The sequence below is a fragment of the Pseudomonas sp. CAU 1711 genome (assembly GCF_039888625.1).
In the GTDB taxonomy this organism is placed as follows: domain Bacteria; phylum Pseudomonadota; class Gammaproteobacteria; order Pseudomonadales; family Pseudomonadaceae; genus Aquipseudomonas.
Genome location: NZ_JBDQQT010000004.1, coordinates 1 through 15,179, shown reverse-complemented (window position 1 = coordinate 15,179; position 15,179 = coordinate 1). Strand labels below are relative to the sequence as shown.

Annotated in this window: 13 protein-coding genes; all 13 read left to right on the top strand. The window is 61.4% G+C overall.

Annotated elements, in window-relative coordinates; all coding sequences use genetic code 11:
- Nucleotides 1-24: 24 nt before the first annotated feature.
- Nucleotides 25-825, top strand: a complete 801-nt coding sequence (locus AAFN46_RS05240; protein ID WP_347807638.1) for a gamma-carboxygeranoyl-CoA hydratase — start codon at nt 25-27, stop codon at nt 823-825.
- Nucleotides 822-2,771 carry an acetyl/propionyl/methylcrotonyl-CoA carboxylase subunit alpha gene (locus tag AAFN46_RS05235; protein WP_347807637.1) on the top strand — a complete coding sequence of 650 codons (1,950 nt, stop codon included), beginning with the start codon at nt 822-824 and terminating at the stop codon, nt 2,769-2,771. The genes AAFN46_RS05240 and AAFN46_RS05235 overlap by 4 nt, the downstream gene beginning before the upstream one ends.
- A 199-nt stretch (nt 2,772-2,970) precedes the next feature.
- Complete coding sequence (locus tag AAFN46_RS05230) at nt 2,971-3,873, top strand: hydroxymethylglutaryl-CoA lyase (RefSeq protein WP_347807636.1); 903 nt, start codon at nt 2,971-2,973, stop codon at nt 3,871-3,873.
- A 10-nt stretch (nt 3,874-3,883) separates the two neighbouring features.
- A complete protein-coding gene (locus AAFN46_RS05225; RefSeq protein ID WP_347807635.1) occupies nt 3,884-5,290 on the top strand; it encodes a sigma 54-interacting transcriptional regulator in 1,407 nt (468 codons plus the stop codon).
- 249 nt (nt 5,291-5,539) lie between these two features.
- Nucleotides 5,540-6,931, top strand: a complete 1,392-nt coding sequence (locus tag AAFN46_RS05220; RefSeq protein WP_347807634.1) for a GntP family permease — start codon at nt 5,540-5,542, stop codon at nt 6,929-6,931.
- An 11-nt stretch (nt 6,932-6,942) separates the two neighbouring features.
- Nucleotides 6,943-7,713: a 3-hydroxybutyrate dehydrogenase gene (locus AAFN46_RS05215; protein ID WP_347807633.1), complete on the top strand. Its 771-nt coding sequence runs from the start codon at nt 6,943-6,945 to the stop codon at nt 7,711-7,713.
- Between the two features lie 55 nt (nt 7,714-7,768).
- Nucleotides 7,769-9,724: an acetoacetate--CoA ligase gene (locus AAFN46_RS05210; RefSeq protein ID WP_347807632.1), complete on the top strand. Its 1,956-nt coding sequence runs from the start codon at nt 7,769-7,771 to the stop codon at nt 9,722-9,724.
- 169 nt (nt 9,725-9,893) lie between these two features.
- The gene (locus AAFN46_RS05205) at nt 9,894-10,253 is read left to right on the top strand and encodes a hypothetical protein (RefSeq protein ID WP_347807631.1); all 360 of its coding nucleotides are present in this window, start codon (nt 9,894-9,896) and stop codon (nt 10,251-10,253) included.
- Nucleotides 10,254-10,387: 134 nt separating this feature from the next.
- Complete coding sequence (locus tag AAFN46_RS05200) at nt 10,388-11,086, top strand: hypothetical protein (RefSeq protein ID WP_347807630.1); 699 nt, start codon at nt 10,388-10,390, stop codon at nt 11,084-11,086.
- Nucleotides 11,087-11,650: 564 nt separating this feature from the next.
- Nucleotides 11,651-12,853, top strand: a complete 1,203-nt coding sequence (locus tag AAFN46_RS05195) for an S-type pyocin domain-containing protein (protein ID WP_347807629.1) — start codon at nt 11,651-11,653, stop codon at nt 12,851-12,853.
- Nucleotides 12,850-13,194 (top strand): hypothetical protein, encoded by a 345-nt coding sequence (locus AAFN46_RS05190; RefSeq protein ID WP_347807628.1) that lies wholly within the window; start codon nt 12,850-12,852, stop codon nt 13,192-13,194. Before AAFN46_RS05195 ends, AAFN46_RS05190 begins: the two co-directional genes overlap by 4 nt.
- Before the next feature lie 915 nt (nt 13,195-14,109).
- Entirely contained in the window at nt 14,110-14,814 is a 705-nt protein-coding gene (locus AAFN46_RS05185; RefSeq protein WP_347807627.1) for a hypothetical protein, read from the top strand.
- A gap of 103 nt (nt 14,815-14,917) precedes the next feature.
- A partial coding sequence (locus AAFN46_RS05180; protein ID WP_347807626.1) for a hypothetical protein occupies nt 14,918-15,179 on the top strand: 262 nt, incomplete at its 3' end.

The window sequence follows — 15,179 nt, the reverse complement described above, 5'->3', positions numbered from 1 at the left end:
GGGAGAGGGAGTAAAGGAGCCGCCATGACTGACTTCACCACCGTACAACTCGAGAAAGACCCGCGCGGCTTTGCCACCCTGTGGCTGAACCGTCCGGACAAGAACAACGCCTTCAACGCCGAGATGATCCGCGAGCTGATCCTCGCCCTCGACGCCGTCGGCGCCGACAAGACCCTGCGCTTCCTGCTGCTGCGCGGCCGCGGCAAGCACTTCTCCGCCGGCGCGGATCTCGCCTGGATGCAGGCCAGCGCCAAGCTCGACTACAACGCCAACCTGAACGACGCCCGCGAGCTGGCCGAGCTGATGTACAACCTCAATGCCCTGAAGATCCCCACCCTGGCCGTGGTCCAGGGCGCGGCCTTCGGCGGCGCGCTGGGCCTCATCGCCTGCTGCGATATGGCTATCGGAGCCGAGGATGCGCTGTTCAGCCTGTCCGAAGTGCGCATCGGCCTGGCCCCGGCGGTGATCAGCCCCTTCGTCGTGCAGGCCTTGGGCGAGCGCGCCGCGCGCCGCTATGCGCTAACCGCCGAACGCTTCTCCGGCAGCCGCGCCCGCGAGCTGGGCCTGCTGGCCGAAGCCTACCCGACCGCCGAGCTGGACGCCCAGGTCGAAGCCTGGGTGAACAACCTGCTGCTCAACAGCCCGCAGGCCATGCAGGCCAGCAAGGACCTGTTGCGCGAGGTGGCCAGCGGCGTGCTCAGCCCGGCCCTGCGCCGCTACACCGAAAACGCCATCGCCCGCATCCGCGTCAGCCCCGAGGGCCAGGAGGGGCTCAACGCCTTCCTGGAAAAACGCACGCCCGCCTGGCAGGAGCCGCAAGCATGAGCCTCAAGCATATCGACACCCTGCTGGTGGCCAACCGCGGCGAGATCGCCTGTCGGGTGATGCGCACCGCCAAGAGCATGGGCCTGAACACCGTGGCCGTGCACAGCGCCATCGACGCCCATGCGCGCCATGTGCGCGAGGCCAATATGGCGGTGAATCTCGGCGGCGCCAAGCCGGCCGAGAGCTACCTGCTGATCGACAAGATCATCAAAGCGGCCAAGGCCAGCGGCGCCCAGGCCATCCACCCGGGCTACGGCTTCCTCTCAGAGAACGCCGGCTTCGCCCGCGCCTGCGAGGCGGCCGGCCTGCTGTTCCTCGGCCCGCCCGCCTCCGCCATCGATGCCATGGGCAGCAAGTCCGCGGCCAAGGCGTTGATGGAAGACGCCGGCGTACCGCTGGTGCCCGGCTACCACGGCGAGGCCCAGGACATCGAGACCTTCCGCGCCGCCGCCGAACGCATCGGCTACCCGGTGCTGCTCAAGGCCGCCGCCGGTGGCGGTGGCAAGGGCATGAAGGTGGTCGAGCGCGAGGCCGACCTGGCCGAGACCCTGGCCTCCGCCCAGCGTGAAGCCCAGTCCGCCTTCGGCGACTCGCGCATGCTGGTCGAGAAATACGTGCTGCAGCCGCGCCATGTGGAGATCCAGGTGTTCGCCGACAGCCACGGCAACTGCCTGTACCTCAACGAGCGCGACTGCTCGATCCAGCGCCGCCACCAGAAAGTGGTCGAGGAGGCCCCCGCCCCGGGCCTGACCCCGGAGCTGCGCCGCGCCATGGGCGAGGCGGCGGTCAAGGCCGCCCAGGCCATCGGCTATGTCGGCGCCGGCACCGTGGAGTTTCTGCTGGACGCCCGCGGCCAGTTCTTCTTTATGGAGATGAACACCCGCCTGCAGGTGGAGCACCCGGTTACCGAGGCCATCACCGGCCTCGACCTGGTGGCCTGGCAGATCCGCGTCGCCCGTGGCGAAGCGCTGCCGATCACCCAGGAGCAGGTGCCGCTCAATGGCCACGCCATCGAGGTGCGCCTGTACGCCGAGGACACCGAGCAGGACTTCCTGCCCGCTTCCGGCGACCTCAGGCTGTATCGCGAGCCGGCCGCCGGCGAAGGCCGCCGGGTCGACAGCGGCGTGGCCGAGGGCGACACCGTATCGCCCTTCTACGACCCCATGCTGGCCAAGCTGATCGCCTGGGGCGAGGATCGCGAGCAGGCTCGCCAGCGTCTGCTGGCCATGCTCGAGGAGACCTTTGTGGGCGGCTTCGCCAGCAACCTGCCGTTCCTCAAGCGCGTGCTGGCCCACCCGGCGTTCGCCGATGCCGAGCTGGATACCGGCTTCATCGGTCGTCATCAGCAGAAACTGCTGCCGCCGGCCGGCGAGCTGCCCGGCGAGTTCTGGCAGCTGGCCGCCGAGGCCTGGCTGCACAGCGAGACCCCGCAGCGCGCGCACGAGGACCATCACTCGCCCTGGAACGGCCATTCGGGCTGGCGCGCCGGCCTGGCCTCCGAGACCGACCTGCACCTCGCCTGCGGCGAGCAGCGCGGCACAGTGCATCTGCGCGGCACCGTGCGCTCGCAGCTGCTGGGCGAGCAGCTGTGGACCGAACGGGACGGCCTGCGCCGCGCCCATCGCGCGATTCGCCGCGGCGCTGCGCTGTATCTGCAGTGGCAGGGCAAGCTGCACGAAGTGCGCCGCGTCGACCCGATCGCCGAAGTCGAGGCCAGCCACGCTCACCACGGTGGGCTGACGGCGCCGATGAACGGCAGTATCGTGCGCGTGCTGGTCGAGCCCGGCCAGAGCGTGGAGACCGGCACCGCCCTGGTGGTGCTGGAGGCCATGAAAATGGAACACAGCATCCGCGCGCCGCACGCCGGCACGGTCAAGGCGCTGTACTGTGGCGAAGGCGACATGGTCGGCGAAGGCGCCGTGCTGGTGGAGCTGGAAGAGTCTTGAGCGTAGGGTGTACTCGCCGCAGGCAGTACACCTTGCGCCCCGCGGTGGACTGTCGCTGCGCTCCGAGTCCACCCTACGCATTATTCCCTCTCCCTCCGGGAGAGGGTTAGGGTGAGGGTATGACGTTCAACTCCACTCCCTCACCCCGGCCCTCTCCCAAAGGGAGAGGGGGCGTCGAACTAATCTCGCGAGGAAATTCATGAACCTGCCGCAAAAAGTCCGCCTGGTCGAAGTCGGCCCGCGCGACGGCCTGCAGAACGAGAAACAGCCGATCGGCGTGGCCGACAAGGTGCGCCTGACCGACGACCTGAGCGCCGCCGGCCTGAGCTATATCGAGGTCGGCAGCTTCGTCTCTCCCAAGTGGGTGCCGCAGATGGCCGGCAGCGCCGAGGTGTTCGCCGGCATCCAGTACAAGCCCGGCGTGGTCTACGGCGCGCTGACCCCCAACCTCAAGGGCTTCGAGGCCGCCTTGGAAGCCGGAGTTAAGGAAGTGGCGGTATTCGCCGCCGCCAGCGAGGCCTTCTCGCAGAAGAACATCAACTGCTCCATCGCCGAGAGCCTCACGCGTTTCGTACCGGTGCTGGAGGCGGCCAAGGCCCAGGGCATCACGGTGCGCGGCTATGTCTCCTGCGTGCTCGGCTGCCCCTACGAGGGTGACATCGCGCCCGAGCAGGTCGCCTTTGTCGCCCGCGAGCTGCTGGCCATGGGCTGCTATGAAGTCTCCCTGGGCGACACCATAGGCACAGGCACCGCCGGCAAGACCCGCCAGCTGTTCGAGGTGGTCGGCCGCGACATCCCGCGCGACAAGCTGGCCGGGCATTTCCACGACACCTACGGCCAGGCCCTGGCCAATATCTACGCCAGCCTGCTGGAAGGCATCGCCGTGTTCGACAGCTCGGTCGCCGGTCTGGGCGGCTGCCCCTATGCCAAGGGTGCCACCGGCAATGTCGCCACCGAAGACGTGCTGTACCTGCTGAACGGCCTGGGCATCCACACCGGCATCGACCTGGATAAGTTGATCGACGCCGGCCAGCGCATCTGCCAGGTGCTCGGCCGCGACAACGGCTCGCGCGTGGCCAAGGCACGCCTGGCCGCCCGCTGAAGCCTGCGCCATGACCGCCTCCTCGTCCCTGCGCGACTACCAACGCGTACGCCTGCTGGCGATCCGCTCGCTGTTCGAGATAGTCGAGCAGTCCAGCGAGGGCACGGTGATCGTCGACCGCGACGCGCGCATCGTCTGGATGAACGAGCGCTACGCGCGCCGCTACGGCCTGCAGAACGCGGCCGAGGCCATCGGCCAGGAGGTGGAGAAGGTCATCCCCACCAGCCTGCTGCGCCAGGTGGTGGAGACCGGCGAGCCGATACTGCTGGATATGCTCGACACGCCCGGCGGCCCGCTGGTGGTGATGCGCCTGCCGGTGCACGACGACGCCGGCGCGGTGATCGGCGCCATCGGCTTCGCCCTGTTCGACCAGCTGAACAACCTCGCGCCGCTGGTGACCCGCTTCATGCAGATCCAGCAGGAGCTGGCCTCGACCCGCTCGCTGCTGCAGGCGCGCCAGGCCAAGTACAGCTTCGCCCACTTCATCGGCGCCAGCGCCGCCAGCCTGGAGGTCAAGCGCCGCGCCCGCCGCGCTGCGGCCAGCGAGTCGCCGGTGCTGCTGCTCGGCGAGACCGGCACCGGCAAGGAGCTGCTGGCCCACGCCATCCACAGCGCCTCGCCGCGCGCGCACAAGCCCTTCGTCAGCGTCAACTGCGCGGCGATTCCCGAGACGCTGCTGGAGGCCGAGTTCTTCGGCACCGCGCCCGGCGCCTTCACCGGCGCCGACCGCAAGGGCCGCCCCGGCAAGCTGCAGATCGCCCAGGGCGGCACCCTGTTCCTCGACGAGATCGGCGACATGCCCCTGGCCCTGCAGAGCAAGCTGCTGCGCGTGCTGCAGGAGAAGGAGTTCGAGCCGGTCGGCTCCAACGAAGTGCGCCGCAGCGACGTGCGCCTGATCGCCGCCACCTCGCTCGATCTGCAGGCCGCCGTGCAGGCCGGGCGCTTCCGCGCCGACCTCTACTACCGCCTCGATGTGCTGCCGATCCGGCTGCCGCCGCTGCGCGAGCGCCTGGACGACCTGCCGGCGCTGTGCGAGACGATCCTCGACGAGCTGCCCGGCCACCACGAGCTGGACGACGAGGCCCTGGCGCTGCTGGCCAGCCATGCCTGGCCCGGCAATGTGCGCGAACTGCGCAACGTGCTGGAACGCACCGCCCTGCTGGGCGACGAGCCACACATCGGCGCCGCCGCGCTGCGCAGTGCCATCGGCCGCATCAGCCCGCTGCCCTCGCCAGTGCCGAACCTGCCCGGCACGCTATTCAGCGGCGGCGACTTGCATGCCGCACGCGAGGCCTTCGAGCGCGAGTTCATTCGCCAGGCCCTCGCCGAACATTCGGGCAATGTGCTGCAGGCCGCGCAGCGCCTGGGCCTGGGCCGTTCCACCCTGTACAAGAAGATGGTCGCCCTGGGGCTTTAGTCCTGAAATGGAGACATTCTCAAAATAGAGAACCACCAGATATCCCTATGCTACGTGGCCTGCGCTACACAGCCGTCTCCATTTAGAGAAACAAGCACGGATACGATTCCCGAAAATATATAAATATCCTTATCTATCAATTACTTAATCAGTTGGCATGGAAGTCGCTATCTCCTGTCTCGCGCTCTCGACGGGCGCCCACAACAACAATGAATGCCGCGCATCGACGCGGCGCCAGGAGACCACTCCATGAGCGTGATCGTTGCTCTCGCGGCACTCGCCCTGCTGATGCTCGCCGCCTATCGCGGCTACAGCGTCATCCTCTTCGCCCCCATCGCCGCCCTCGGCGCCGTGCTGCTCACCGACCCGTCCGCCGTGGCGCCCGCCTTCACCGGGGTGTTCATGGAGAAGATGGTCGGCTTCATCAAGCTGTACTTCCCGGTATTCCTGCTCGGCGCCGTGTTCGGCAAGCTGATCGAGCTGTCCGGCTTCTCCCGCTCCATCGTCGCGGCGGCCATCCGCCTGCTCGGCACGCACCAGGCGATGCTGGTGATAGTGCTGGTCTGTGCCCTGCTCACCTATGGCGGCGTGTCGCTGTTCGTGGTGGTGTTCGCCGTGTACCCCTTCGCCGCCGAGATGTTCCGCCAGAGCGACATCCCCAAGCGCCTGATCCCGGCGACCATCGCCCTGGGTGCCTTCAGCTTCACCATGGACGCCCTGCCCGGCACGCCGCAGATCCAGAACATCATCCCCACCGCCTTCTTCGGCACCACCTCCTGGGCCGCGCCCTGGCTGGGGGTGATCGGCACCCTGTTCGTGTTCGGCGTCGGCATGTTCTATCTCGACCGCCAGCTGCGTAAGGCCAAGCGCAACGGCGAGGGCTACGGCAGCGAGCTGCGCAACGAGCCGGAGACCGCCGACGACATCGCCCTGCCCAACCCCTGGCTGGCGTTGTCGCCGCTGGTGCTGGTGGGCCTGGCCAACCTGCTGTTCACCCAGTGGATTCCGCAGTTCTACGGCAAGACCCACAGCCTGCAGCTGGCCGGCATGGCGGCGCCGGTGACCAGCGAAGTGAGCAAGCTGACCGGTATCTGGGCCGTGCAGGCCGCGCTGCTGCTGGGCATCCTGCTGGTGCTGATCTGCGGCTTCCGCGCGATCAAGACCAAGCTGGCCGAGGGCACCCGCACCGCCGTCGGCGGCGCATTGCTGGCGTCGATGAACACCGCCTCGGAATACGGCTTCGGCGCGGTGATCGCCTCGCTGCCCGGCTTCCTGGTGCTGGCCGACGCGCTGAAGAGCATCCCCAACCCGCTGGTCAACGAGGCGGTCACCGTCACCCTGCTGGCCGGCATCACCGGCTCGGCCTCGGGCGGCATGAGCATCGCCCTGGCGGCCATGTCCGATACTTTCATCGCCGCCGCCAACGCCGCCAACATCCCGCTGGAGGTGCTGCACCGGGTGGCTTCGATGGCCTCCGGCGGCATGGACACCCTGCCGCACAACGGCGCGGTGATCACCCTGCTGGCGGTCACCGGCCTGACCCACCGTGAGGCCTACAAGGACATCTTCGGCATCACCCTGATCAAGACCCTGGCGGTGTTCGTGGTGATCGGCGTGTTCTACGCCACCGGCATCGTCTGAGGAGAGAGACTATGAATCTGCAAGGCAAAACCGCCCTGGTCACCGGTTCCACCAGCGGCATCGGCCTGGGGATAGCCCTCAAGCTGGCCGAGGCCGGCGCCAACCTGATGCTCAACGGCTTCGGCGACGTCGAGGCGGCCGTGGCGGCCGTCGCCAGTCACGGCGGGCGGGTGCGCCATCACCCGGCGGACATGCGCGAGCCCGAGGAGATCGAGGCGCTGATCCGCGCCAGCGAAGCCGAGTTCGGCGCCATCGACATCCTGGTCAACAACGCCGGCATCCAGCATGTGGCGCCAGTAGAGAGCTTCCCGGTGGAGCGCTGGGACGCGATCATCGCCATCAACCTGAGCTCCGCCTTCCACACCAGCCGCCTGGCGCTGCCGGGCATGCGCGCGCGCAACTGGGGGCGCATCATCAATATCGCCTCGGTCCATGGCCTGGCCGCCTCGCCCGGCAAGAGCGCCTATGTGGCGGCCAAGCACGGCCTGATCGGCCTGACCAAGAGCCTGGCGCTGGAGACCGCCACCACCGGCATCACCTGCAACGCCATCTGCCCCGGCTGGGTGCTGACGCCACTGGTGCAGCAGCAGATCGACGACCGCGCGGCCGCCGCCGGCGGCCTCGACCAGGCCCGCCACGACCTGCTGGCCGAGAAGCAGCCTTCGCTGCAGTTCGTCACCCCCGAACAGCTCGGCGAGCTGGCGCTGTTCCTCTGCAGCGGCGCCGCCGAGCAGGTGCGCGGCACGGCCTGGAACATGGACGGTGGCTGGCTGGCGCAGTGAGCCCGGCCCCCATGCTTTACTCTCAACACAGCACAAGAAGTTCAGGATCTAACGCATGAACCAACCGCTTTGGGCCCCCTCCGTCGAACGCATCGCCGCTACCCGCATGGATGCCTTCCGCCGCTTCGTCAACCAGCGCCACGCCCTGCAACTGGCCGACTACCCGGCCCTGCACGCCTGGAGCGTGGCCGAGCGCGAGACCTTCTGGCAGGCCATCGTCGACTTCTTCGAGCTGCGCTTCAGCAGCCCGCCCGAAGCCGTGCTGCGCGAAGGCACGGCTATGCCCAGCGCGCACTGGTTTCCCGGCGCCACCCTGAACTTCGCCGAGTACCTGCTGCGCCGCCGCGATGAGCACCCCGCGCTGGTGGCCATCGGCGAGGACGGCTCGCGCGAGCAACTGAGCTACGCCGAACTGGCCCGCCAGGTCGCCGGCCTGCAGCAGAGCCTGAAGGCCGCCGGCGTCGGCATCGGCGACCGGGTCGCCGCTTTCATGCCCAACACCTGGCAGACCGTTGTCGGCATGCTCGCCACGGCCAGCCTGGGCGCTACCTGGTCGTCCTGCTCGCCGGACTTCGGCACCCAGGGCGTGATCGACCGCTTCGGCCAGATCGAACCCAAGGTGCTGATCGCGGCCGCCGGCTACCGCTATGCCGGCAAGAACCTCGACCTGACCGGCAAGCTCAACGAGATCCTCGAGCGCCTGCCTTCGCTGGCGCAACTGGTGGTGGTGCCCTACTCCCGCCCCGAGGCCCGGGTCGACGACTTGCGCACGGCCGCACGCGTCAGCCTCTGGCAGGACTTCTACCAGCCAGGCGGCACGCCCGAGTTCGTCGCGGTGCCGTTCGAGCAGCCGCTGTACATCCTCTACTCCAGTGGCACCACCGGCGTGCCCAAGTGCATCGTCCACGGCGCCGGCGGCACCCTGCTGCAGCACGTCAAGGAACTGGGCCTGCACACCGACCTGACGGCCGACGACTGCCTGTTCTACTACACCACCTGCGGCTGGATGATGTGGAACTGGCTGGTCTCGGGCCTGGCCCTGGGCGCCACCCTGGTGCTGTTCGACGGCTCGCCCTTCCACCCCGGTGCCGAGCGTCTGATCGACCTGATCGACGCCGAGAACATCAGCATCTTCGGCACCAGTGCCAAGTTCCTCGCGGCCCTGGAGAAGGCCGGCGCCAAGCCGCGCGAAACGCACAGGCTGCAGCGCCTGAAGGCCATCCTCTCGACCGGCTCGCCGCTGTCGCACGAGAGCTTCGAGTACGTCTACCGCGACATCAAGGCCGAGCTATGCCTGTCCTCCATCTCCGGCGGCACCGACATCGTCTCCTGCTTCGCCCTGGGCAACCCGGTGCTGCCGGTGCGCCGCGGCGAGCTGCAGTGCAAGGGCCTCGGCATGGACGTGCAGGTGTGGAACGACGACGGCAAGGCGGTGATCGGCGAGAAGGGCGAGCTGGTCTGTGCCCGCCACTTCCCCTCCATGCCCGTGAGCTTCTGGAACGACACGGACGGCGCCAAGTTCCATGCCGCCTACTTCGAGACCTTCCCCGACGTGTGGGCCCACGGCGACTACGCCGAGGAGACCGAACACGGCGGCCTGGTCATCCATGGCCGCTCCGACGCCGTGCTCAACCCCGGCGGCGTGCGCATCGGCACCGCCGAAATCTACCGCCAGGTGGAAAAGATCGAGGAAGTACTGGAATCCATCGCCATCGGCCAGGACTGGGACGGCGACGTGCGCGTGGTGCTGTTCGTGCGCCTGCGCGAAGGTGTGGCGCTGAGCGACGAGCTCAGGCAGCGCATCTGCACCACCATCCGCGCCAGCACCACGCCGCGCCATGTGCCGGCCAAGATCATCGCCGTGGCCGACATCCCCCGTACCATCAGCGGCAAGATCGTCGAACTGGCCGTGCGCAACGTGGTACATGGCAAACCGGTGAAGAACACCGACGCCCTGGCCAACCCCCAGGCCCTGGAGCTGTACCGCGACCTGCCCGAACTGCGCAGCTGAGCGGATGCAGTTGCCGTCTCACCGCAAGCGGTGAAACGAGCCGTTCTGGGCCAGCGCAACGGCAACAGAACCAAACCGCAAAGCCGGCGACGCCCCGCTCCGTCGCCGGCTTGAGCAAAAGGCCGGCACTCGGGCAGACTGCAACGACTCCCCGCCCAGTGGTGACAATATGGAAGTTGTCAAAACCCTCAAGCCTGGCAAGAACGGCACCAAGCGCCTGGTCGACATCTACGGCGAAAGCCTGGTCGCCGTGCGCTACCGTCTCGATCGCAAGACCAACACCAGCTACACCACAGTCGAGCTCATCATCGAACACAAACCTATCCCCACCCCAGCCCAGAACACCACGGCATACCGCCTGCACCAAGAACGCCAGCAGGTAGCCGTGCGCATTCACTATGCCGAAACGGAACTGCAGAGCCTGGCAAGAAAAGCCGGCGGCAAATGGGACCGGGAAAAACGCGTCTGGCTGCTCCGCTACGGCGATGCGATACGGCTGGGGCTCAAAGAACGGATCGTCAAAAATTGATGGTCAGATATGGACACGCGATGGCTACATCTGGATATAAATTCCTAAATTTGGAAAACTATCCAAATGTAGGCATGTCGCCTACTTATAGTTAGCTGTTCAAATAATATCGCGAAATATAATGGACTCGGTAAATGGGTAAATCTGGAAGACCACCAAAAGTAGATCACTTAAGAAATTCTTTTATAAAAGACATAGCTTCGGCACGAACCCTAGTTATAAAAATCAAAAGTGTCGCCGCTATTAATCCAAATTCAAACACACCAAGAATCCATGTAAAGCATGCCCAAAGAGTAGTTGAGCTTGCATTTATGGGGGTTGTTGCTAGCTGGGAAGACTTCTTGGAGCAAGTTTTAGTTCGTTACCTCGCCGGAGCTAAGACTGACTCAGGCTATCAACCTAACCTTCGAATGGGTGCTACATCAGGCATATCTCATTCATACGAAGTAATAATGGGCGACCCGAAATTTAACCCATATAAAAACTATATAGGCTTTGGCTCAGCTAACGACGTCATCAATGCTGCTAAACTATTTCTTGATCACGGGCAGCCCTTTCAAAACGCAATACATCCGAAAATTGAACCTCTCAAAAATGCTGTAAGAATACGCAATAGAACAGCACATTCATCTGACAAATGCATAAGCGACTTTGTGGAAACAGCAAAGAAAATGCTTGGTCAAGAAAAGTTGCGGCAAAGTTATAGGCCTGCCGACCTTTTGGAGGCCAAAGCAGAAAGAGGGTTTGGAAGCTCAGCAAAAGATAGAGAAGTTACATACTTCGAAGCATTTATGGAAATGTATGAAACTCTTGCAAAGAGTATTGTGCCGTAACAGCTAACAACTGGTTCAAATCGCTCGCTTCGCTCACTGGGACGGGCTAAAGCCCGCCCCTTAACCAAACGTTAGACGGCAAAGCAAAGCATGCGGAACATGGAAGTTATGCAGTCAAAAAACACAATACGAATTCAGTCTGCGACTTCGCGGCGGCAGTACGAATCCGTCCCGAACCATTTGCTCCAGGACACCCGGGTATTCACAAACGTAAAGGAACGTCCGGTTCGCGCCTACGCGGTCAGCACACGTTCCAACCGCAGCCCGGTACGCGCCTGTTTCAAGCCTCCCACTGACACCGCTGAGCACGTGCATTATGCTGCCGGCACAAGTCCGTGGCGCGGTCTAACAAGTGGTTCAAATCGCTCGCTACGCTCGCTGGGACCGGCTAAAGCCGGCCCCTTAACCATTCGTTATAAGTCAGAGCTAGAAATTGCGTGACTTCAAGATCGCAAAATCACCACGAGATACAAAAATTAAGCATGACCGTTAAAGCGTGATAACGCGCATGGACGGACCACCACCACGGCGTATCATTTCGCCTTTTTCAAGGAAGATTTACAGATGAGCGGCTACGTCCCGAATAACAGAGATGAACGAAAGGAGCCACCCGCTCCACCCTACAACGGAGATTTCGATAAGCAACCGCCACGCCCACTCGTTCTGGACGTGGAAGAACCCAAGAGGGCAGCACCGCTGGTGCCACCAGCCGGCTGTGTCTTTGCAAAGCCCTGCACCTTGCCAGACGGTCAAATCGACTATCCGCGCACGGCTCCCGCTGAACTCATTAGCCGCTATGGAAAAACAGCTGTACTGGCCGCCAGCAGCGCTAATGCCAACGGTGACTACCCACTGAGCCGCCTATCTGGCGAGTCTATTGCCGGGCTGAGCGCTTTATCGCTTCGCGGTCTGGCCGTGGCGGGATCAGCAAGCGGGACTGTTGGCGGTGGTAGTGTTGCGGGTGGGGCAGCCTCTTCTGGAGCCGTTATTACAGGCGGTGTCATAGCAAGCACTCTGGTTGGGCTGGTTGCGTTGATGTGGCCCAGCCCAATGGGTAACTCAGATCTCTACACACCTGAGCAGCTCCGCAGAATGACGAGCGCACGCACGAGAGTGCGGTTTCGTATCGAACAAGCAGCTGATGGCACCATCAAAGCCTACGGATTTCATACAGCCGCCAAAACCGGCTGGGAAATGATCGATGTGGTGCAATTCACACCCCAAGGCGAGGAGCAGGTAGCCGATTTCGGCGGTGGAATCACATTAGTCTGGACGCCTGCAGTTGATTCCATAGACGCGTTAGGCATCCCTCCCCTGAAAGCAGGGCCGCAAGTCCCACCTATTTGGGTTTATCCAGCAACGGATGCAGCCGCGAAGGTGCTGGTAAATCCAATTTACCCGCCTGAGTACAAAGACTTCATCTTGGTCTTCCCGGCTGAATCGGGAATACAGCCGCTGTATGTGGTGGTGAGTTTAGCCTTTGAACCTGCGGCTTATCATGGGAAAACAGACAACACCGTCAAAAGTAAGGGACCAGAGAACGGGCAAGAGGCCCTTGATAATTCTGTTCAAGTAAAACCAACATCACCCAGACGCATTGGCGTTGACCCTCAAACAAAAGAAATAGTGGTCTTTGACAGAACAGGCGGCGATGTCTACCACGGGCACGTACGCCCTTGGGAAAAACTGCATCAAGACATGAAAAATGCACTTATTAAATCAGGCAAAACAGATGCCAAGGGCAACATTCTAGGAGCTTCGAAATGAGCTTGTCTTATCAAGACCCGTCGATACCTCATGACCAAGCCGTCCAATTCCTTTCGACAAACGATCCGAGATTAATCGTTTCAGCATTAATTTCTACAGGGCTCAACGAAACAGACTGGTCATGGGCACAAAACATCTGTATCGAGCATTTAAATAACTCCAATGAGGATATTGTATCCGCAGCTATAACCGCACTTGGCCACATCGCAAGAAGGCATGAAAGGTTAGACTTAGAAATAACAGAGAAGGCGCTAAAAGAAGCTCAGCTGAAACATCCGTCACTAGCAGGAAATATCGCTGACACCCTGGATGACATTGAGATGTTCGTCTCTAATAATTAAATTGCCTACACTGCATCAAGAACTATAAATCAGGCATCCCGACTTATAACAAATGGTTCAAATCGTTCGCTTCGCTCACTGGGACGGGCTAAAGCCCGCCCCTTAACCAAACGTTAGGCACAGCATGAAAAAGCATCTAATCACCTACCTACTGGGTTTTGCTCCAGCTGTTCTAGTCATATCGATAATAAATTACGTAAATCGTGGACCGTCACGCTCATACCATTACGAAGACAAAGTGCATAGAGAGAAATTGATCTCTATTCTTGAAAACAGAAAAATCCTCTACTCATATGAAATTGACCATCTAAAGCGGCATTGGATAACCCCTTGGGTATTTGACGAAGAACAACTTGAACCAATTGAAAAAGAGATTAAAGAGTGGGAGGAATCAAAAAAATGAAAAATAAAACCCTCCACTCATCACAGAAAGCACACCCAAGCAACGGCGCAAAGTGCCTAACAACTGGTTCAAGTCGTTCGCTTCGCTCACTCGGGACCGGCTAAAGCCGGCCCCTTAACCAATCGTTAGGCGGCAAAAGCAACAAAGGAATGTGCGGGCTTGGAAGTCTTGAAAAGTTACATCCCAATACTACGTGCAATGCCAAAGCCAAATGTGCTCAAAAACTGGTTCGGCGCCCCGTTTCGGCTTCTTCGCTGCTCGCCGCGCATCAAGGCTGCGGGTTATCGCCGCAAGCGCTTGGATATCCGCTCAGTCGAGGCCCAAGCCAAAATAAATACGTGGCTTGAAAGTTCGCTGCGGGTCGGCCACTGTGCGATATTCATTTCCTGCGTCCGACTCGAAGTCCGCAGCCTAACAACTGGTTCAAGTCGTTCGCTTCGCTCACTTGGACGTCCAAAAGCTGCGCTTTTGGCCGCCCCTTAACCAAACGTTAGCTTACTTAAGGAAGAGTAATGTACCCGCCAGCATACCCACACGAGCAAGTACAAAATTTATACCCTGGCGTATTTCTGCTGCATGGCAGTATTAAGATGGGCCCCGGCATGAGAATGAACAGAAATATGGTCATTCTACAAAGCGGTTCAGAATTAACATTAATTAATCCAGTTCGCATGAACGAGGAAGGCCTTGCAGCTTTAGATCTACTTGGCAAGGTGAGCAAAATAATCAGACTGGGAGACTTCCACGGTCTTGACGATGAGTTTTACCTAAATAGATACAAATGTGAGTTCTGGGCTCAGCAAGGCCAGGAAACATACAAATCACCAAGCCCAACAAAAATTATCAACTCAAGCACTACTGGGCCTGTCAGCAATTCCGAATTTTTCATTTTTGAAACTGCCATTTTTCCAGAGGCAGCACTTCTCATCAAAGACCACAAACTATTAATCACTACCGACAGTATTCAATATCATTCTGACTGGAGCTATTTCACATGGTTTACAAAGTTTGCCTTTAAGTTACTAGGCTTCAAAACAGGTCTAAACATTGGAGGGCCTTGGTTGAAGCGCGTAACGCCAAAAAATGAAACGCTCAAAAAAGATTTTGAGGCTCTTTTAACCCTCGACTTTGAGGCCATTATTGCTGCACATGGCTCACTCACTAGAAATGGCGCCAAAGAACTACTCAAAACCGAAATGAGTAACGTGTTCACGTAAGCTAACAACTGGTTCAAACCGTTCGCTTCGCTCACTGGGACGGGCTAAAGCCCGCCCCTTAACCAAACGTTAGGCGGCAAAAGCAACAAAGGAATGTGCGGGCATGGAAGTCTTGAAAAGTTACATCCCAATACTACGTGCAACGCCAAAGCCAAATGTGCTCAAAAACTGGTTCGGCGCCCTGCTCCAGCTTCTTCGCTGCTCGCCGCGCATCAAGGCTGCGGGTTATCGCCGCAAGCGCCTGGATGTCCGCTTAGTCGAGGCCCCAGCCAAAATAAATACGTGGCTTGAAAGTTCGCTGCGGGTCGGCCACTGTGCGATATTCATTTCCTGCGTCCGACTCGAAGTCCGCAGCCTAACAACTG